General features: G+C 43.0%; 16 protein-coding genes and 8 tRNA genes. 13 read left to right on the top strand and 11 right to left on the bottom strand.

The features are described 5' to 3' along the window. Positions 1-137 precede the first annotated feature (137 nt). Complete coding sequence (gene lrp / locus FM038_RS11720) at positions 138-644, bottom strand: leucine-responsive transcriptional regulator Lrp (protein ID WP_142874877.1); 507 nt, start codon at positions 642-644, stop codon at positions 138-140. A 180-nt stretch (positions 645-824) separates the two neighbouring features. Between lrp and ald the strand changes: the two genes are divergently transcribed. Together ald and trxB are read left to right on the top strand one after the other, a co-directional pair. Further along, on the top strand, positions 825-1,940 hold the full coding sequence (gene ald, locus FM038_RS11715; RefSeq protein WP_142874876.1) for an alanine dehydrogenase: 1,116 nt from the start codon (positions 825-827) through the stop codon (positions 1,938-1,940). Positions 1,941-2,077: 137 nt separating this feature from the next. Continuing rightward, positions 2,078-3,028, top strand: coding sequence for a thioredoxin-disulfide reductase (gene trxB / locus FM038_RS11710; protein WP_142870896.1), 951 nt, complete (start codon positions 2,078-2,080; stop codon positions 3,026-3,028). Positions 3,029-3,173: 145 nt separating this feature from the next. Here trxB and rplT read toward each other — a convergent pair whose 3' ends face one another. From rplT to thrS, 4 genes are all read right to left on the bottom strand, one after another. Next, the gene (gene rplT / locus FM038_RS11705; protein WP_142870895.1) at positions 3,174-3,533 is read right to left on the bottom strand and encodes a 50S ribosomal protein L20; all 360 of its coding nucleotides are present in this window, start codon (positions 3,531-3,533) and stop codon (positions 3,174-3,176) included. An 18-nt stretch (positions 3,534-3,551) separates the two neighbouring features. Continuing rightward, positions 3,552-3,746 (bottom strand): 50S ribosomal protein L35, encoded by a 195-nt coding sequence (gene rpmI, locus FM038_RS11700; protein ID WP_142870894.1) that lies wholly within the window; start codon positions 3,744-3,746, stop codon positions 3,552-3,554. A gap of 85 nt (positions 3,747-3,831) precedes the next feature. After that, entirely contained in the window at positions 3,832-4,374 is a 543-nt protein-coding gene (infC, locus tag FM038_RS11695; protein ID WP_142870893.1) for a translation initiation factor IF-3, read from the bottom strand. Positions 4,375-4,377: 3 nt separating this feature from the next. Further along, entirely contained in the window at positions 4,378-6,306 is a 1,929-nt protein-coding gene (gene thrS / locus FM038_RS11690) for a threonine--tRNA ligase (protein WP_142870892.1), read from the bottom strand. Positions 6,307-6,759: 453 nt separating this feature from the next. On the opposite strand from thrS, the gene FM038_RS11685 reads away from it, so the two are divergent. Together FM038_RS11685 and FM038_RS11680 are read left to right on the top strand one after the other, a co-directional pair. Then, positions 6,760-7,491: a pteridine reductase gene (locus FM038_RS11685; protein ID WP_142870891.1), complete on the top strand. Its 732-nt coding sequence runs from the start codon at positions 6,760-6,762 to the stop codon at positions 7,489-7,491. A gap of 115 nt (positions 7,492-7,606) precedes the next feature. Further along, entirely contained in the window at positions 7,607-7,807 is a 201-nt protein-coding gene (locus FM038_RS11680; RefSeq protein WP_142870890.1) for a CPXCG motif-containing cysteine-rich protein, read from the top strand. 67 nt (positions 7,808-7,874) lie between these two features. Here the strand turns inward: FM038_RS11680 and FM038_RS11675 are convergent, their stop codons facing one another. Next, positions 7,875-8,486: a riboflavin synthase subunit alpha gene (locus FM038_RS11675; protein ID WP_142870889.1), complete on the bottom strand. Its 612-nt coding sequence runs from the start codon at positions 8,484-8,486 to the stop codon at positions 7,875-7,877. 32 nt (positions 8,487-8,518) lie between these two features. Between FM038_RS11675 and FM038_RS11670 the strand changes: the two genes are divergently transcribed. The 9 genes from FM038_RS11670 to FM038_RS11630 all read left to right on the top strand — a co-directional run bounded on the left by FM038_RS11670 (position 8,519) and on the right by FM038_RS11630 (position 11,352). Then, positions 8,519-9,895: an MATE family efflux transporter gene (locus FM038_RS11670; protein WP_195873264.1), complete on the top strand. Its 1,377-nt coding sequence runs from the start codon at positions 8,519-8,521 to the stop codon at positions 9,893-9,895. A gap of 313 nt (positions 9,896-10,208) precedes the next feature. Next, positions 10,209-10,285 (top strand) — tRNA-Met (locus FM038_RS11665). A gap of 45 nt (positions 10,286-10,330) precedes the next feature. After that, a tRNA-Met gene (locus FM038_RS11660) sits at positions 10,331-10,407 on the top strand. A 44-nt stretch (positions 10,408-10,451) separates the two neighbouring features. Next, a tRNA-Met gene (locus FM038_RS11655) sits at positions 10,452-10,528 on the top strand. A 2-nt stretch (positions 10,529-10,530) separates the two neighbouring features. After that, a tRNA-Val gene (locus tag FM038_RS11650) sits at positions 10,531-10,607 on the top strand. Between the two features lie 204 nt (positions 10,608-10,811). Continuing rightward, a tRNA-Met gene (locus tag FM038_RS11645) sits at positions 10,812-10,888 on the top strand. A gap of 18 nt (positions 10,889-10,906) precedes the next feature. Beyond that, a tRNA-Val gene (locus FM038_RS11640) sits at positions 10,907-10,983 on the top strand. A gap of 196 nt (positions 10,984-11,179) precedes the next feature. Further along, a tRNA-Met gene (locus FM038_RS11635) sits at positions 11,180-11,256 on the top strand. 19 nt (positions 11,257-11,275) lie between these two features. Continuing rightward, positions 11,276-11,352, top strand: a tRNA-Val gene (locus FM038_RS11630). 712 nt (positions 11,353-12,064) lie between these two features. On the opposite strand, the gene FM038_RS11625 is transcribed toward FM038_RS11630, so the two are convergent. The 5 genes from FM038_RS11625 to FM038_RS11605 form a co-directional block, all read right to left on the bottom strand. Then, entirely contained in the window at positions 12,065-12,856 is a 792-nt protein-coding gene (locus FM038_RS11625; protein WP_195873263.1) for an outer membrane protein OmpK, read from the bottom strand. A gap of 195 nt (positions 12,857-13,051) precedes the next feature. Next, positions 13,052-14,425, bottom strand: a complete 1,374-nt coding sequence (locus tag FM038_RS11620) for an NCS2 family permease (protein ID WP_195873262.1) — start codon at positions 14,423-14,425, stop codon at positions 13,052-13,054. Between the two features lie 280 nt (positions 14,426-14,705). After that, positions 14,706-16,022, bottom strand: a complete 1,317-nt coding sequence (gene guaD / locus FM038_RS11615) for a guanine deaminase (RefSeq protein WP_142871126.1) — start codon at positions 16,020-16,022, stop codon at positions 14,706-14,708. Positions 16,023-16,168: 146 nt separating this feature from the next. After that, positions 16,169-17,581 carry a nucleobase:cation symporter-2 family protein gene (locus FM038_RS11610; RefSeq protein WP_142871127.1) on the bottom strand — a complete coding sequence of 471 codons (1,413 nt, stop codon included), beginning with the start codon at positions 17,579-17,581 and terminating at the stop codon, positions 16,169-16,171. Between the two features lie 180 nt (positions 17,582-17,761). Then, positions 17,762-20,632, bottom strand: a complete 2,871-nt coding sequence (locus FM038_RS11605) for a molybdopterin-dependent oxidoreductase Mo/Fe-S-binding subunit (RefSeq protein ID WP_142871128.1) — start codon at positions 20,630-20,632, stop codon at positions 17,762-17,764. Position 20,633: the final 1 nt, after the last annotated feature.

Genomic DNA, 20,633 nt, shown 5'->3' with positions numbered 1-20,633 from the left:
CAAATATGCCAAGTGTTTGCAGCGTTTTAGCCTGTTTTAGCCAATATCTTTATGATAATTAATCCTAGTGGACGATTTCTGTGCGAAATGAAAAAGGAGCCATAGTTGGCTCCTTTTTAGTTTGATACTGCTGCAGTTTAAACTGATTCAGCAGTAACGTTGATTGCTACTTTATTAGTTTGCTTAACTTCTTCCATCACTACATAGGTACGAGTGTCGGAAACCGATGGCAATCTCAGTAAAGTCTCACCTAACAAGCGACGATAAGCGGACATATCTGACACGCGGGTTTTCAACAAATAGTCGAAATCTCCTGAAACGAGATGACATTCTTGAATGTCATCTAATAACTGAACCGCACGATTAAACTTATCAAATACCTCTGAACTATCACGATTCAGCGTTATCTCCACAAACACAAGTAAAGATGCCCCCAAGAAATGGGGATTTACTAATGCGGTATATCCATTGATATACCCTTGCTTCTCGAGTCGTTTAACTCTCTCGAGACAAGGAGTGGGACTTAGACCTACTCGTTTAGACAGTTCTACATTAGAAATGCGCCCATCTGTTTGTAACTCATTAAGTATGTTTCGATCTATACGATCTAAGTCTTTTATAGGACTCTTTTTATTATTAAGCATATTTTCAACCTTGCTTTATCACTAAAACAATATATTTCACTACGTATGTCAAAAGTTCAGCAGCATATACTACTGAAGAACTACTATACTAGATTTCCCTGAAACAATCACGTTCAGGACACGACAAAATAACAATTAAACCCATATAACATGGGTTTTTATGCATATTGAGGCTCGAAGATGATAATTGGTGTACCTAAAGAAATCAAAAACCACGAGTATCGTATTGGAATGGTTCCTTCAAGTGTTCGTGAATTGACAATTAAAGGTCATGAAGTGTTCATTGAAACGAATGCTGGTAACGGAATTGGTTTTACAGATCAAGACTATATAGATGTTGGGGCATCTATATTAGCCACTGCAGCTGAGGTATTCGCAAAGGCTGAAATGATCGTTAAGGTAAAAGAGCCACAGGCAGTTGAACGTGCTATGTTACGTGAAGATCAACTGTTATTTACCTACCTTCACTTGGCTCCAGATTTGCCACAAACTGAAGATTTAATCAAAAGTGGATCAGTTTGTATCGCTTATGAAACTGTGACCGATGACCGTGGTGCCCTGCCTCTTCTAGCACCTATGTCAGAAGTAGCAGGTCGAATGTCAATCCAAGCGGGTGCAATGGCACTTGAAAAGTCAATGGGTGGCCGCGGTATGCTACTTGGCGGCGTTCCAGGTGTAGAACCAGCTAAAGTCGTCATTATTGGTGGCGGCATGGTAGGGACTAACGCTGCACAAATGGCTGTTGGTCTTGGCGCTGACGTCGTTATCTTGGACCGTAGCATCGACGCCCTACGTCGTTTAAATGCTCAGTTCGATAACAAGGTAAAGGCTATCTATTCAACAGCCGATGCCATTGAGAAGCACGTACTTGAAGCTGATCTTGTCATTGGTGGCGTACTGGTTCCAGGTGCTGCAGCACCTAAACTGGTCACTAAAGAGCATATCGCTAAAATGAAGCCAGGCTCAGCCATTGTCGATGTTGCTATCGATCAAGGTGGTTGTATTGAAACTTCACATGCCACAACTCATCAGGATCCAACTTATATTGTTGATGAAGTTGTGCATTACTGTGTGGCTAACATGCCAGGTGCAGTAGCTCGAACTTCCACATTTGCGCTTAACAACGCCACATTACCGTACATCATCAAGCTTGCCGATCTTGGTTACAGAGCCGCTTTATTACAAGATAAGCATCTTCTTAACGGTCTAAACGTCATGCACGGAAAGATCACATGTAAAGAAGTCGCTGAAGCCTTGAACTTAGAGTTTGTTGATCCAAAAATTCTTCTTAACTAATTATTGATATTAGTAGTGATGACCAAAGGGAGCCTAGGCTCCCTTTTTTCGATTAGGACAATCTGAAAGATTGCCTTTACCCCGTCTAGGAAATCCCATAAAATCGCAGCAATTTGCTAAACCGCACGGAGAAAAGAATGAGTCAAGTTAGACACTGTGAATTATTGATTTTAGGTTCAGGACCAGCAGGTTACACAGCTGCAGTATATGCCGCTCGCGCAAACTTAAAACCAGTTTTAATAACAGGTTTACAGCAAGGTGGGCAGCTTACTACCACCACAGAAGTAGAAAATTGGCCAGGTGATGCGGATGACCTTACCGGTCCAGCATTGATGGAGCGTATGCAGAAACATGCAGAGAAATTTGATACTGAGATACTTTTCGATCATATTCATTCAGTTGATCTAAGTGTCCGTCCGTTCAAGTTATCGGGTGACAATGGCGAATTTACTTGTGATGCACTGATCATCTCAACTGGCGCTTCAGCCATGTACTTAGGCCTCGACTCAGAAGAAGCCTTTAAAGGTAAAGGCGTATCAGCATGTGCGACTTGTGATGGTTTCTTCTACCGTAACCAAAAGGTTGCAGTCATAGGTGGCGGTAATACTGCTGTTGAAGAAGCACTTTACTTAAGCAATATCGCCTCAGAAGTTCACTTAATTCACCGCAGAGACACATTTCGTAGCGAAAAGATCTTAACCAAGCGTCTTATGGATAAGGTTGAAAACGGCAATATCATTCTTCATTTAGACAACACTCTCGATGAGGTTGTTGGCGATGAAATGGGCGTGACAGGGCTCAAAATGAAGAGCACAAAAGATGGTGCTATTAAAGAGCTAGAACTTATGGGTGTATTCGTTGCAATCGGTCATAGCCCAAATACTGGTATGTTTGAAGGCCAGCTAGAGATGAATAACGGTTACATCAAAGTTCAGAGTGGACTTAACGGTAACGCAACCCAAGCAAGCATTGAAGGTGTCTTCGCAGCAGGTGATGTTATGGATCAGCACTATCGTCAAGCTATCACATCAGCCGGCACCGGTTGTATGGCAGCATTAGATGCCGAGCGTTACTTAGATTCAAAGTAGCCATCAATAACTATAAAACATTAGAATAGTAGGCAAACGCCTACTATTTTTTTGCCTGTCATTTGATACATCCATCATCAAGTATCCAAATTTCAGGTACAAAAAAAGGACCCGAAGGTCCTTTTTTAATAGATGTACTAACTAATTACTTAGCTAATGCTTCTTTTGCTTTCTCAACTAAAGTTGTAAATACAACTTTGTCAAAAACAGCAATATCAGCCAAGATCTTACGATCGATTTCAATAGAGGCTTTCTTCAAACCATTAATGAAACGGCTGTATGACAGACCATTTTGACGAGCGGCCGCATTGATACGTGCAATCCAAAGTTGACGGAATTGACGTTTCTTCTGACGACGATCACGGTAAGCATATTGACCAGCTTTAGTTACTGCTTGCTTAGCAACACGGTAAGTACGTGAGCGAGCTCCGTAATAACCTTTGGCTAGTTTTAGTACTTTCTTGTGACGAGCACGAGCGGTTACACCACGCTTAACTCTAGGCATTGTTCATTGCTCCTTTAATTAAGCGTATGGTAGTTGACGTGCAATTGCAGGCAGGTCAGATTTAGATACTTGACATTTTGCACGTAAGTGACGTTTACGCTTAGTGCTCTTCTTTGTCAAAATATGACGTAAATGGGCTTGCTTACGCTTAAAACCATTAGCAGTTTTTTTAAAGCGCTTCGCTACACCCTTGTCTGTTTTCATTTTAGGCATTGCTAAAACTCCGCATTGGGACATTAATAAAACGCAAGGCGAACAGAGACCTTAACAGACCTCTGCTACTTTTAGGTTGGCCTTACTATTTCTTTTTCGGCGCGAGTACCATCACAGCTTGACGCCCTTCCATTTTCGGGAAAGACTCAACTACTGCTATCTCAGCCAAATCATCTTTGATACGATTCAAAAGTTTCATACCAAGACTTTGGTGAGCCATCTCACGACCACGAAAACGCAGCGTTACTTTCGCTTTGTCACCGTCAGTTAGAAAACGAGTCAGGTTGCGTAGTTTTACCTGGTAATCGTTTTCATCAGTACCGGGACGGAATTTAATTTCCTTCACCTGCACGATTTTCTGCTTCTTTTTTTGTTCCTTTTGAGCTTTCGCTTTATCGAAAAGGAACTTTCCGTAGTCCATTATACGGCAAACCGGCGGCTCAGCGTTAGGACTAATTTCAACAAGATCTACACCTGCTTCGTCAGCGAGTTCCTGTGCCTCTCTCATTGAGAGTAATCCAAGTGGCTCACCTTCTAGACCGTTCAAACGTACTTGCTGAACGCCTGTGATGAGTTCGTTTATTCTATTCGGGGCCGCCTGGCGCCCTGCTGCTTTTTTGATCTTTATGACCTAATCCTCCAACAAATTGAGACTACGGAGCGAAATTTGTTTGTTGAGCTTGGCGGCGAAATCTTCGATTCGCATTTTGCCTAAGTCAACACCATCTCTGGTTCGCACCGCAACTTCCTTATTTTCCATTTCTTGATCGCCTACGACCAATAAATAAGGTACACGCCTTAAGGTATGCTCACGTATTTTAAAGCCTATTTTCTCATTCCTCAAGTCTTTAGAGGCACGAATTCCACTTTCTTTTAATAAATTGACCACTTCATCGACATAATCTGACTGTTTGTCAGTAATATTCATGACAACGGCTTGTTGTGGAGCTAACCAAGCTGGGAATTTGCCTGCATATTCCTCGATAAGAATACCGATAAAACGCTCTAATGAACCTAAAATTGCACGATGGATCATTACTGGCGTTTGACGACTGTTATCTTCGGCAACATAAGTTGCACCAAGACGACCCGGCAAAGCGTAATCAAGCTGAACCGTACCACACTGCCATGCACGATTTAGACAGTCATGAAGTGTAAACTCAATCTTAGGACCGTAGAATGCACCTTCACCAGGTAAGATTTCAAATTCAATCTCATTCGCAGCAAGCGCTTGTTTTAGCGCCTCTTCAGCTCTATCCCACATATCATCATCACCGATACGTTTTTCTGGACGAGTCGATAGCTTAACCACGATATCTTTAAAACCGAAAGTTTCATAAGTATCGTAAACCATCTTGATACAAGCACTCACTTCCTGCTGAACTTGATCTTCGGTACAAAATACGTGTGCATCATCTTGGGTGAAACCACGAACACGCATTAAGCCATGTAGCGAACCTGATGGCTCGTTACGGTGACAACAACCAAATTCGGCCATACGTAATGGTAGATCACGATAGGATTTAAGACCCTGATTGAAAATTTGTACGTGACCAGGGCAGTTCATCGGTTTAATTGCATATTCACGATTTTCTGAGTTAGTCGTGAACATGGCTTCTGAGTACTTATCCCAGTGACCAGAACGTTCCCAAAGTACACGGTCCATCATCAGAGGACCTTTAACTTCTTGGTATGTGTACTGACCTAGCTTCTGACGAATGAACCTTTCAAGTTCAAGGAATATGCTCCAGCCATCATTATGCCAAAACACCATACCTGGCGCTTCTTCTTGCATATGATAAAGGTCTAGCTGCTTACCAATCTTACGATGATCACGTTTAGCCGCTTCTTCTAGACGATTAAGGTGTACTTTCAGTGCTTTTTTGTCTGCCCAAGCAGTGCCATAGACACGTTGCAACATCTTATTGTCTGAGTTGCCACGCCAATATGCTCCAGCCACACTCATCAGTTTAAAATTCTGACAGAACTTCATGTTCGGTACATGAGGGCCGCGGCACATATCAACATACTCTTCATGATGATATAACGCAGGCTCGTCATCTTTACTGATGTTTTCATCCAAGACTTCCATCTTGTATGTTTCGCCGCGAGCTTCAAATGTATCACGGGCTACTTGCCAGCTTCCGACTCGCTTTTCGACTTTATAACCTGTCTTAGCAAGTTGAGTCATACGCTTTTGCAGCGCATCAATATCTTCCTGGGTCAGCTTGTGGTCAAGGTCGATATCATAGTAGAAACCATTATCGATAACTGGGCCAATAGCCATCTTTGCTTCAGGCCATAATTGCTTGAATGCATGGCCGAGTAGATGAGCACATGAGTGACGAAGTATTTCTACGCCCGCTTCATCTTTTGCTGTGATGATCGACAACTCTGAATCGGTGTCAATAATATCGCAAGCATCTTTAAGCTCACCATTAACACGGCCAGCGATACAAGCCTTAGCAAGACCAGGTCCAATATCGGCAGCAACATCTAAAGTAGAAACCGGGTTAGCAAACTCACGTTTGCTTCCATCAGGAAGTGTAATAACAGGCATGAAAAATCCTTATGCAGTGGTGACCCCCACGTAGGGCCACTTGCTAATTAAATTAAAAGTTAAGAGCGCCTATGGGGTAAGCCATTACAAGAGTCTTATTCACCAAAGGCACAAGCGGACAATTCTACGAGATTTTATATGTCGAGTGCAAGCATCGTCATGGCCATTTTAGTGTTAATTTGGACAGTAATTGATGTGTTAATGTCATGAATTTAAAATTTTAAAGTCATCTTAGTTTAATTCCTCGAATTTAATTAAATGGTATCAATTAGTGAGCATGATAAAGGCTAGTTCACTGCTAGATGATTATTCGTCATAGGAGGGCTATGACAAACGGCTGCAGCAGATATAAAAGTGTCTTTTGATTTACTTTTTTGTATAAACACTGATAATTCAATCCTTGAATAAATGTGTACTCACAGTTTGAATGTATTGTTTGGGAGAATATAAAAAATGGAAAGTTGGGCATTGGTAACTGGGGGCGCTAAGCGTATAGGACGGGTAATAGCAAGGAAGTTACATTCAAACGGCTACAAGGTGTTGATCCATTATTCAAATTCACACAGTGAAGCTCAATCCTTATGTAATGAGTTTAATCGATTAAGAGAAAACTCTAGTGTTATTGTTCAAGCAGAGCTATCTAATGAACTCGGCATTATGCAATTAGCACAACGAGCTGCAGACTACCCATTGGCTGTACTTGTGAATAATGCTTCGGCCTTCTATCCCATGCCATTAGAAGCAGCGAACTTCAATGACTGTCAGCGGCTTCTGAGTATAAATCTACTCGCCCCTTACCTACTTGCTCAACAACTTGCAACATCACTGTCTAAACATCAAGGCACTATTATCAACTTGCTCGATATACACGGGACAAAGCCGTTAAAAGACCATGGTTTGTATTCTATCTCAAAAGCAGCTTTACAGATGGCTACGCTTTCTCTAGCACAAGAGCTAGGCCCAGAGATAAGAGTTAATGGTGTTGCTCCTGGTGCAATAATATGGCCAGAAAATAGTAAAAATGGCGCACAAGATTCTATAATTAAACAGATCCCATTAGCTCGATGCGGCGCACCTTCAGACATCGCGGACACAGTGCAATTTTTGGTAGATAGCCACTATATATCAGGGCAAATTATCGCAGTAGATGGCGGCCGTACAGTAACCGGTTATTTGGGGGCTTAAAAATAGACGGAATATGATCAGTAACGATTTTCTCTACACTCGCTCACAAGAGGAAACTGCGCGAGTTGATGAAACGTTTAGCTTAATGTTTCTTGGAAGAAACCGAGGAGTTTTTATGAAGTTTGCAACCCAGACCATTAGTTGTCCCCATTGTGGGCACCATCAACATATTGATGTGGATGGCACCAGTGGTGATCAAGATTATTATGATGATTGCAGGATCTGCTGTAACCCAATCCACATGCGGTTACATTTAGATGAAGCTAGGCATACAATAGAATTGTTTATCGACTCAGGTGACGAGCAAATATATTAACGACTTTATTAGCTACTTTAGTCACTGCGCCACCTTTAAGTTCAAGTTATGCGCTAACTGAACTGAGTTACAAACCTCTTTGGGCGAGTACACGCTCCACAGTGTCAACAATGGCTTGTGTTTGACTGTCTATCTCAATATTTAATCGCTCACCCACAGCCACAGCATCTAAGTTAGTCAGTTTCAATGTTTCAGGGATCAGATGGAGCATGAAAGACCCTTCTGTTGTCTCCCCCACTGTTAAACTGCAGCCATTAACACCAACAAAACCTTTATAAAGAATGTAATTCATCCACTTTTTATCGACGTCTAGTTTAATGTTAAAGTGTTCATCTGTATTGCTGATTTCAGAGACCTTAGCTTGAGTATGAACATGGCCAGAAAGTATGTGGCCACCAATCTCACTTCCAAATGTTAAAGAACGCTCTATATTCACTTGCAAGCCAACTTGTAATTCTGAGAGGTTGGTCACGCTCAAGGTCTCTTCCATTACATCGAAAAACACCCTATCATCAGCAATTCGTGTAACCGTTAAACAGACTCCGTTGTTAGCAACACTTGCGCCTGTTATGAGCCCTTCACGTAAATCCGGCTCCATAGCGACCTCTAGCGTATTTAAGCCTTCTTTCTTATTTATCGCAACCACTTCGCACGTGGCTTGAACTATACCTGTAAACATTTTCTCTCTCGTTAGTATTTAAGGCAGTTTTCATGAATCAATTCGGCTTTCAGGCCAAACGTTTAATACAACTCGCACTTCCTGTATTGATCGCTCAAGTAACGCAAACCATGATGGGTTTTATCGATACCGTCATGGCTGGAAGAGTCAGTGCCGTTGATATGGCTGCCGTGGCTATAGGAACTAGCTTGTGGTTACCTGCATTGCTTTTTGTTCAGGGGTTACTACTCGCATTCACCCCTGTTTTTGCCCATCACCATGGTGCAAATAATCAAAAAGCCATACAACCACTCGCCTTTCAAGCTGCTTATATTGCCATAATTGGCAGCATAGGTGTGATTGTGTTTCTCAGTTTTGCTGAAAAGATCTTTTTAATGATGGATTTAGAACCTGAATTAGCAAGATTAAGTATTGGCTACCTTGATGGTTTTGCCTGGGGAGTGCCCGCTTTCGTACTATACCAAGTACTTAGAGGTTGCAGCGAAGGGATCTCTTATACCTTACCAACCATGGTCATAGGCTTCGTAGGTCTAGCCGTTAACATACCTGCCAACTATATCTTTATCTATGGACACTTTGGTATAGAGCCGATGGGCGGTGCTGGTTGTGGCATTGCAACCGCACTGGTTTTTTGGGCGATGTTAATCGCTATGGTCATCTATATGCAATTGCATAAAAGATTTAAAGAGCTCGCGCCATTTAAATCTTTCCACAAGCCTCATTGGCATACTATATGGGATATGACTAAACATGGTTTCCCGATTGCTATGGCTCTGTTCTTCGAGGTGAGTCTATTTGCTGTTATCGCACTATTACTTGCCCCCCTTGGCGCAAATATCGTGGCAGGACATCAAATCGCACTGAACTTTTCATCCATCGTATTTATGCTGCCACTGTCTATAGGTATCGCCGTATCAATACGTGTTGGCTATTACTTAGGGCAAGATAAAAGAGAAATCTCAGCCTTAGTGACCAAAGTAGGCTTAATGCTCTCATTTGCACTCGCTATGTTTACTGCAATTATTACTGTATTTTTTAGATCTGAAATAGCCCACTTATATAATAATAACCCTGAAGTGGTTTCTTTAGCGGGTACATTAATGTTCTTTGCTGCACTTTATCAGTTATCTGATTCAGTACAGGTCGTCGCAGCGGGGGCTTTACGTGGCTATAAAGATACTAGAAGTGCATTCTATATCACCCTCGTCTCTTATTGGGGTATAGGCATGGTTATAGGCTATATACTTGCAAGAACCGACCTGGTTGTTCCAGCGATGGGAGCACAAGGATTCTGGATAGGACTTATTGCAGGCTTAACAAGTGCAGCAGTATTGTTTGCCTTTAGACTGAGATACATTCAGAAGTCAGGCTTTAGCAAGGCGGCATTAGAAGACCAAACAAGCCACTAATCTTGAAATATTAGACCCACTCATTTCAATTTAGCTAGGAGGAAATTACGCCTCTTAGCTAGTTTTCGTACTAGAAAAGAGCGAGTTGCACACCAAATCACCGCTTAAACAATAAAACCATTTTTTTACTTGCAACCAAAGCACTATCCCCCTTACTATAGCGCTCGTTCCAAGGCGTTAGCCGAATGAACAAGATGTTGCAAAGAGTACAGATACGGGATGGAGCAGTATAAAAGCTACTCTGACTCAATTGTTATTTCAGCAACAAATTCTTTATTAGTAGAATTAAAACAACTGATGTGTTCAATACGGACGCGGGATGGAGCAGTATGGTAGCTCGTCGGGCTCATAACCCGAAGGTCGTTGGTTCAAATCCAGCTCCCGCAACCAATTCTTTATTAGTAGAATTCAAACAACTGATGCGTTCAATACGGACGCGGGATGGAGCAGTATGGTAGCTCGTCGGGCTCATAACCCGAAGGTCGTTGGTTCAAATCCAGCTCCCGCAACCAATTCTTTAATTAGTAGAATTAAAACAACTATAGCGTTTATCGGACGCGGGATGGAGCAGTATGGTAGCTCGTCGGGCTCATAACCCGAAGGTCGTTGGTTCAAATCCAGCTCCCGCAACCAATACAACTGTAGCTCAGTTGGTTAGAGCACTACCTTGACATGGTAGGGGTCGGTGGTTCGAATCCACTCAGTTGTACCAATTCTTTTTAAGTCGAATCAAAATAACTTAATGCGTTCTCTTGTAGAAAGTACGGACGCGGGATGGAGCAGTATAAAAGCTACTCGGACTCAACTGTTTATAAATGCTAGGCGAAGGTCGTTGCCCTGCCCTTATAAAAAGTAATCTGGCTTCCGCAACCAATTCTTTATTAGTAGAATTAAAACAACTAATGCGTTTATCGGACGCGGGATGGAGCAGTATGGTAGCTCGTCGGGCTCATAACCCGAAGGTCGTTGGTTCAAATCCAGCTCCCGCAACCAATTTGAAAGCAACACGATACAACTGTAGCTCAGTTGGTTAGAGCACTACCTTGACATGGTAGGGGTCGGTGGTTCGAATCCACTCAGTTGTACCAATTCTTTTATAGAAGAAGCTAAACATCTATTAAGAAGTAAAACGGACGCGGGATGGAGCAGTATAAAAGCTACTCGGACTCAACTGTTTATAAATGCTAGGCGAAGGTCGTTGCCCTGCCCTTATAAAGAGTAATCCAGCTTCCGCAACCAATTCTTTATTAGTAGAATTCAAACAACTAATGCGTTCAATACGGACGCGGGATGGAGCAGTATGGTAGCTCGTCGGGCTCATAACCCGAAGGTCGTTGGTTCAAATCCAGCTCCCGCAACCAATTTTGACAGCAACACGATACAACTGTAGCTCAGTTGGTTAGAGCACTACCTTGACATGGTAGGGGTCGGTGGTTCGAATCCACTCAGTTGTACCAATTCTCAGTTGAGATAACTCATTGAGAAGTAACCAGCGAAAGCTGGTTTTTTTATATCTAATTTTTGTGTTTTTATTCAAACTCAATGTTTTATAAAAACTGGCGAAGACCGTTATCCTGCCCTTATAAAAGAATAATATAGCTCCCACGAACAATTCTTTTATAGAAGAATTTAAACATCTACTTAGCTTAAGCTCAGTTGGTTAGAGCACTACCTTGACATGGTTGGGGTTGGGGTTGGGGTCGGACTCTTTGCCTCGTAAGAGTAATCCACTCAGTTGTACCAATTCTTTTATAGAAGAATCAAACATCTATAAAGTTATAATTCAGTCGCGGGATGGAGCAGTATGGTAGCTCGTCGGGCTCAACTTTTATAAAAGCTAGGCGAAGGTCGTTGCCCTGCCCTTATAAAGAGTAATCCAGCTCCCGCAACCAATTTTCAATTGAGATAACTCATTGAGAAGTAACCAGCGAAAGCTGGTTTTTTTATGCCTGTAATTCAGTAGTACAAAGCAAATCGATATGAAGAGAATAGCGTTACCTACTCTTTACTATCATCAAGTCAGTTGAATAGAGCACTACCGCCTCTTCATAGACATAAGAGTAATCTAGCTCCAGCGAAGCTGTTTCTTTTTATTTTCCGTTTTTCAGGTAAATAAAAAGCGAGCCTTTCAGCTCGCTTGATAGTGATGGTTCTAGAATTGGTTAAAGTCTAGAAGTGGTACTTAACAATGACAGAACCAGTGTTTTGATCCATTCCGTCAATACCATACTTATTTTTCCAATAATCGTACTCAATCCCCACTAGGAAGCCTGAATCAGCAAATTGATACTTAAGTTGTGGATTGAAGTGGACCATGTTATCTGCATGTACTCTACCACCATATATATCTAGCATCTCATCATCAACTGAGAAGATCCAATCTATATAGCCATCAAATACAATACCAGTGTCACCAAAATCAACTCTCCATACAGGCGTTAACTGCCAACCGTCACTTGCGCCTTTAGGACCTGCACCTGCAACAACTTCTGAGCGATGGTAAACATTCAGATTAAAGTAGCTAAAGCCTGGAATAGTCCAGTCAGAACCAATACCCACTAAGAAAGTACTTGCTGCTGCGCTACCTTGCTCAAACTGAAGGGCTAGCGACACATCAGTTAAAGGACCAAAACCTACCTTGGAGTCAAACATTTTACTCGCACTAAAGCGTGTACCGTACTCGCCATAGTTAGCAAAATTATCATCACTGCTGCCATCGTTATAGTAAAGAAAATCTTGGAATGCGAACCAATCACCGTTCTTCCAACCTCCAGCGGTCTCAAGTGTCATTGTGGTCTGATCTGCTTGGCCTTCGTAACCACCAAAGTGCTCACCAGGTTCAAGATAATTTTGTCCATAAAGACCTGTTACACTAAAATCTGACCAGTGAATCAAGCTATCACCACCTGCAAATGCAGCAGGGCTTACGAGTAGTGCGGCTATTATCCATTTGTTGTTCATATTTCTCACCTAATATTATATTTTTATTAAATATCACTCTAAACATCCCCGTGTTCCATAGAGGTATCTAGAGTAGTTTCTTGAGTGTAATACAAGCTTATCTGAAACTTCGCATTAATAATGCATTTAACGGATCACGTTGAAAATATTAATTTAATACGAATTTCACTTCACTATAAAATGAAGCTTAACTTACTAAATTGCCCAACCACCGGCATAAAATGCCACGAGAACAATCGCGATAATAACGGTACCGACATTAAGTTTTTTATATTCACCTGAGATCACTCGGCCAATAACAAGTGCAGAGAAGCCAAGCATGATACCAGTAACAATATTGCTAGTCAGAACAATGAATACAGCGCACATTAATCCAGACAAGGCATCAACCGAGTCGTTAAGATCAAGCTTACTGACGTTTGATAACATGAGTAGACCTACATACATCAGCGCGGGTGCAGTTGCATACGCAGGGACAAGGTAACTAAGCGGTGCTAGAAACAACATACAGATAAATAGTCCACCAACGACTGTCGCAGTTAGACCTGTTTTACCACCGGCAGCGGTACCCGCAGCAGACTCAATATAAACAGCAGCTGGTGCGCCACCCACAGCACCGGCAACAATACTACTTACCGAATCAGTTGTAAGTGCTTTACCACCATTGATTATCTGACCATCTTTATCGAGTAAATTTGCTTGACCTGCAACAGCGCGAATAGTCCCTGTAGCATCAAAGATTGCTGTCATCACCAAGGCAAGTACTGTCGGAATAATAATAGGATTCATTGCCCCCATCACATCCATTGTACCAATCAGTGAGTTTTCACCACCAAATTCTGGCATAGCAAAAAGACCTTGATAGGTTACAGCAGGATCAAATATCAAACCAAAGATAGATATCGCGACAATAACTATCAAAATGCCACCTGGAATACGGCGTTTCTCAAGCCCTAAAATTGCAGCTAAGCCTATGACTGACATGATCACAGAGAGTGAATTAAACTCGCCTAAAGCAACAGGTAAACCATCATGGGGATTAGCAACGACAAGTCCAACTCCATTTGCCGCAATAAGTAATAAAAACAGACCAATACCTATACCTGTACCATGGGCGATACCATAAGGTAAGTTAGTTAATATCCATTGTCGAACGCCTGTCACTGTAATAGCTGTGAACACTACACCCATCAGGAATACTGCACCTAATGCAACTGGAATGCTGATCCCTTGCCCTAACACTAAGCTAAAGGCGGTAAAGGCGGTAAGTGAAATAGCACAACCAACAGCCATTGGTAATTTAGCCCAAAGTCCCATCAAGAGTGAGCCAAAAGCAGATACCAGACAAGTAGCGACAAACACAGCCCCAGGATCAAAGCCTGCGACACCTAACATACTCGGTACTACAATCACTGAATAAACCATTGCTAAGAATGTTGTGACGCCCGCAATTACTTCCTGCCGGACATTACTTCCTCGCTCAGATATATGAAAATACTGATCTAATCGACTTGAAGGGATCTTTTCTGCCGGTACAACTTCATCGTTAACAGTTTTACTTATAGACATGTCATTGCTTCCTTTTGTAGCCACAAAATATGGACTGACTGACCACCCTGCAAGTGTCATTTTAGACTTCAAGCAGACGAGCTAAAGCAACCACTGTAGGTATAAACGTGGGTAAACCTTAACCTAATGTTCAATAGATAAGCTCAGCTATACTGCTGGTAACTTACCGTAAGCCCATACTTCACCATATATCTTGACACTAAGGTCAGGATATTCCCGTTCGTACTTGATTTTCCTTTTTGCTATTGATTAGTTTCGTGCGTAGACTAAATGGTCAAAATTAGTTTCGAGCGTAGACTAAACGGCCATCTACGTAGGTACGGTATATACTGCGATCATCACCTAAGGTGATGAGTACAAACAGCTCATCGGCTAACGACTTAGAGTTGTCGAACCTAAGCTGCTGTAGAGGGGTTGCGCAGGGATCGATAACCACAAAATCTGCTTCTTTACCCACTTCAAAGTTACCGATAAGGTGATCCAATGATAGCGACTTGGCGCCTCCCAATGTTGCCAAGTAAAATGCCTCAAATGCCGATAATCGATATTCTTGTAGCTGCATCACTTTATAGGCTTCATTCAGAGTCTGCATGATACTGAAGGTCGTTCCTGCACCAATATCAGTACCCATACCCACTTTAACCTTACGTTTCCACGCCTCTTGAAGTTTGAATAAACCACTGCCTAGATATAGATTGGATGTGGGACAGAAAGAGATTGCAGAGTCTGTTTCTTGTAAACAATCCCACTCACAATCTTCAAGGTGAATACTGTGCGCAAATATACTCTTAGGCCCAGTAAGTCCATGATGATGATACACATCAAGATAGCTGGCACGATCTGGGAACAACTCTTTAACCCACTCTATCTCACTCTTATTTTCACAAAGATGAGTGTGCATATAAGTATCTGGAAACTCTTTTTTAAGTTTACCCGCCATATCCAGCTGTTCAGGAGACGAGGTTGGCGCAAATCTAGGGGTGATGGCATATAGCAAACGTCCCTTTTTATGCCACTTTTCAATTAACTCTTTGCTTTGGTTATAGCTTATCTCGGGCGTATCTAGCAGGTAATCTGGCGCATTACGATCCATCATCACCTTACCGGCAATCATGCGCATATTGATATTTTCAGCCACCTCAAACAGTGAATCGACTGACTCAGGATGCACAGTACCAAATACGAGTGCGGTAGTCGTACCATTGCGAAGGAGCTGCTTTACAAAAAACTCTGACATCTCCTTGGCGTAGTCTTTATCCTTGTAACGTACTTCGGTAGGGAATACATAGTTATCCAGCCACTCCAGCAACTGTTCACCATAAGCTCCCACCATTTCTGACTGAGGATAGTGGATATGGGTATCAATAAAGCCAGGCATGACTATTTTACCTGGATAGCTACGTACTCTTACCCCTTCAGGGATCTTATCCTTGCCCTCTTCCCACTCACCAACCCACTCAATGCGGCCATTGGTGACAAGTAGCAATCCATCTTCTATATAGCGTACATTTTTCTCAATATCTACAGGATCATCCACAACACAAGCGACGTCTAACATCGATGCTCGTATTGCTTTTAATGTATGATTGTATTCCATCATTACCCCTAATTATTATTGCTATCAGTAGGTTGTACTAATATACGCTTGTTTTTGAATGCTAAGATTATTATTAATCGTCCAAGTATGCCGCGTCTTATTCAGTACAACCTTTTGTGACCGATATCCGTTCCAATGTTGACTTATTACTGTGTTGTCTCAATTTTTGCTTTATTTGCTTCTTCCTTTTCCAGAGCCACTGCAGCGCAGGCATCGCACTCCTTAATCATCTCTTCTAAGCACTCTCGCTTCTCTTCGGTGCACTGGGCTTCATCTGACTTGCTCACCCTAAGTACAATATTCAGTAGTAGTGCAACCAAAGATCCCGCAGTGATCCCTGAGCCAAAAACGACCTTAACGGAATCGGGTAGATAATTAAGGATATCAGGGCGCATAGTCACAGCCATACCGGTGGCAACACCTACAGCAATGATTAGCATGTTACGTTTTGTGAAATTGATTTTTGAGAGAATGCCTATGCCCGATGAGATAATCATGGCGAACATCACAATGCCAGCACCACCGAGAACAGGTGAGGGTATGGTCACCACAAGGGCACCAATTTTAGGAAAAAGACCGGCAAACAGCATAATCAAACCTGTCAACGCAACAACATGACGGCTTGCAACGCCCGTAATTGAGACAATTCCGACATTTTGACTAAATGATGAGAAAGGAGTTGTGCCTAATGTAGATGCAAGTGCACTGCCTAAGCCGTCACATAGGATCCCTTTAGACAGTTTATCACCCGTTAATTTAGTATGAGTGGCATCACTCAAGGCTAAAAAGTCACCGGTTGACTCCATAATTGTCACCAGGTAGGCAATTGACATCCCAATGATACCGCTAATGGTAAAACTGATCCCAAAAGGTAATATTTCTGGCAGGGAAAAAAACTGTGCTTCCTGTATAGGGCTAAAATCGACAACACCAAGCGCTATTGCGACTAAGTAACCCACTAACATACCTAGGACTATCGCTGCAGCAGCGACAATGCCTTTGCCGAACTGCGAAAGTACAATCACTACCAGTAGGACTAACGATCCAAGCATTAGATTGCTTAACTGACCATACTCTTCCTGACCAACATAAGCACCAGCAAACCAATCGACAGCAACAGGTAAAATAGTTAGACCAATGAGCACGACAACGGTGCCAGAAACCACCGGAGGAAATAGCTTTCTGATCTGTGGCATAAAACGGCTACCAATGATCATCACAAATGATCCAACTAATGCCGCGCCGAATATGGCAGAGACACCAGATTCAAGACCGATTGATATAGAGATAGCGACAAAGGTAAAACTGGTTCCCATGACAACAGGTAAACGAATACCTACGGGGCCAACACCTTTACATTGAATGATGGTCACAATACCAGAGACCATTAGAGCTGCGTTAACTAAGATCACCATCTCACCAGTAGAGAGACCAATGGCTGAGCCAACAACAAGTGGAACGGCAACAATTGCCCCCATCGCAGCAAGCATATGCTGCAGCGCCAAAACAATTCCGGCACCTAATGGTGGCCTATCTTCAACTTTGTATAACAGTTTCATCTCGATTCCTTATCCCAACTCTTAACGGCGAGTCATGCAATCTCACCACACAAAATGTGCAGTCAGAGGTTTTCGGTAAACTACAGATCAAACAGAAACAGATAACTCGCGTAAAATATTAGGGTGAACAGATATCTTTGTCTGAACACCCACGTGATTGCAGGTAAAACTCGCTAAGTCTTATATCTTACTTAGCCCTGCGAGTACCTTCTCAGGTGTGAAGTGCCAGTCGCGGATCCAGACGCCACAAGCATCATGAATCGCCGAAGCAATTGCAGGGGCTGCACCATTGACGCCAATTTCAGAGATAGACTTAGCGCCATAGGGGCCAACCTTGTCATCACTTGGTACCAATACCGCTTTGAACTCCTTTGGAAGATCACCGATCATAGGTGCACCATAGGATTTCAGATCTCGAGTGAGAGGTATACCGTTCTCATCGTAGATCAGCTCTTCGATTAAGCTGTGACCAATGGCGCGCATGCTGGCACCATAAATCTGACCGAGAGCTAGATCTGGGTTTATTGGCGTGCCACAGTCAAGCAGCGCATGGAATTTCTCAAGCTTAATTTCACCGGTGCGAACATTGACCGCAACTTCGGTAAAGTTAGCGCCATAAGGGAAAGCAAATAACGGAGTGATAAAGCAGCCGTTAGCCAGGAGTTGTCCCCAGCCAGTGCCACTTTCAGCGCGGTGCGCTATATCAAAGAAGCTCACCTGCCCTTTTTGGCCTTTGACTAAGCCTGGGGCAACAATGGTGACATCCTCGACCTGCTCCTCTAGCATCTCAGCACCACACTTTAAGATCTTCTCACGCATATTTTCTGCTGCGATCTTAGCTGCGTTGCCCGAAAAACAGGTACCCGATGAGGCATAGGCGCCCTTATCAAACGGAGCATGATCGGTATCACCAGAGTGAATCGTGATTTCGTCGAGTGGACAACGAAGCACTTCGGCGGTCAACTTGGCTACAACGGTGTCAAGACCGGTACCGATATCGGCACCACCGGAGTGGACAATAAAGGTGCCATCAGAAGCCATCTTGATTGAACAGTTAGCTTGATCGATATCTGGGATCCCAGATTTTTGCTGAATAATTGAAACGCCGCGGCCAATACGCCAGTCACCATTGCGCTTCTTCTCACTATCCCAGTTAATCATCTCACGACCCTTCTTAAGGATCGGTTCTAGGGCACAGCTCATGGCTCTTGGTGCCGTAGCAGGCATCTTGCCTTCTCCAATGGCTGCAAGGATCTTAAGCTCTTGACCCTCTCTAACACGGTTTTTCTCGACCATATCTAAGTGATCAATACCCAGCATATCTGCCATCTCTGACATCGCCATAGTCAGCGCAAAGTTTCCTTTGGGTGCGCCGTACCCTTGATAGGCACCAGTTGGACAGATGTTGGAATAATAAGTCGTTACACGAAAATCGACGTTATCACAGGGATACAGTGGCAGTGATAAAGCCGGTCCATTACAAGGAACGGTCAAGGCGTGGTTTCCGTAAGGACCAGTGTTAGCGAGGAAGTCCATATCGATAGCCGTGAGCGTACCGTCACTCTTAGCACCTATTTTTACATGCACTTTAGCAACGTGACGGGTGGAGTTAGCAATAAACTCCTCTTCACGGGTATGGTGGAAATAGACTTTACGTCCAGTGGTCCAGGTAGCCCAAGCACAAACATCTTGAAGTAAGATATCTTGCTTTGATCCAAAACCACCGCCAACGCGCTCCTTGATGATATGAACTTTGTTTTGCTTAACACCTATGATATTAGCGACTTGACGTCGTACGTGCCATGGCACCTGAGTCGAGTCATGCATAACAAGGCGATCACCATCCATATAGCTGTAACAGATATGGGTCTCTGTTGGCAGTTGCTGAACTTGCTTAGACTCATAGGTACGCTCGATAATGCAATCGGCTTCATCAAAGCCCTTTTGCAGATCGCCTATATGACCACGTACGCTCGCTGCGATGTTCTTGCGTGGAAAACAGCCGATAGGGAAGTTAACGATAAACTTGCCCTCTTTAGGATCGGCATTACGATTCTGCTCTTCAAGATCCGCTGGAGGCGCAACCTTATATTCGATAGGACCATTATGAATAATTGGTGCATCCTCGGCTCTTGCATCATCAATCGAAATAACCGGCTTAAGCACCTGATATTCAACCTCGATTAACGTGAGCGCTAGCTCTGCGACCTCAACCGATTCAGCCACAACTGCCGCGACTCTATCACCCACATGACGCATTTTTTGACAGAACATACGTCTATCTAGTGGTGATGGCTCGGGAGCACTTTGACCACCTGGTGTATAGGCCAGATCTGGACAATTAAGATGAGTGATCACGGAAACTACGCCTTCTAGGGCCTCAGCTTTAGTGACATCTAAATGAGTGAGCCATGCATGTGGGTGTGGGCTGCGTAGCATCTTGATCACACAAGCATCTGCAGGGATCCTATCTTCAACATAGCATGGCTTAGCTTGCACCATTATTGCGGCATCTGTCTTAGGGGTATTTTTCCCAATAAACGACAAGTCATCACGAAATTCTGGCGCAAACTGCTTTTGATAATCAGGATTAGATAGACGCGCGACAGCAAGTTCAATCACTTCATAATATTGCTGATAACCCGTATCACGACTGAAGATCCCGGTTAATGCATCATCAATCTCTTCACGATTAGGATTGGGATTGTGCTTAAGCAATTCGGTTATAATAAGTGACATAGCTGGGTCGTTATAACCCGACTGTACCACCCCAACATCGACCATTGCCTGCTGAACATGGCTAAGCTCATTCCAGCTACCTAAAGATTCAGCCGTTTCAACTTCACAACCCTCGAGCTGACCTACAATAAGCAGTGAGGCGTTCATCAGTGTGCCATTGACTAAAATAACGTCAGAGCCGGCAAAGCCAAAACCATCATCACTATTTCTTACTGAGTTATAGCCTAATTTTTTTAGCAGGATCTGTACATTTTCGCCTAAATCACTGTCTATTGTTTTTTCACGACCATTTATGGTTAATTTAATAGCCATA

Source organism: Shewanella eurypsychrophilus, assembly GCF_007004545.3.
GTDB lineage: Bacteria > Pseudomonadota > Gammaproteobacteria > Enterobacterales > Shewanellaceae > Shewanella > Shewanella eurypsychrophilus.
This window is presented reverse-complemented; position numbering and strand designations above follow the sequence as displayed.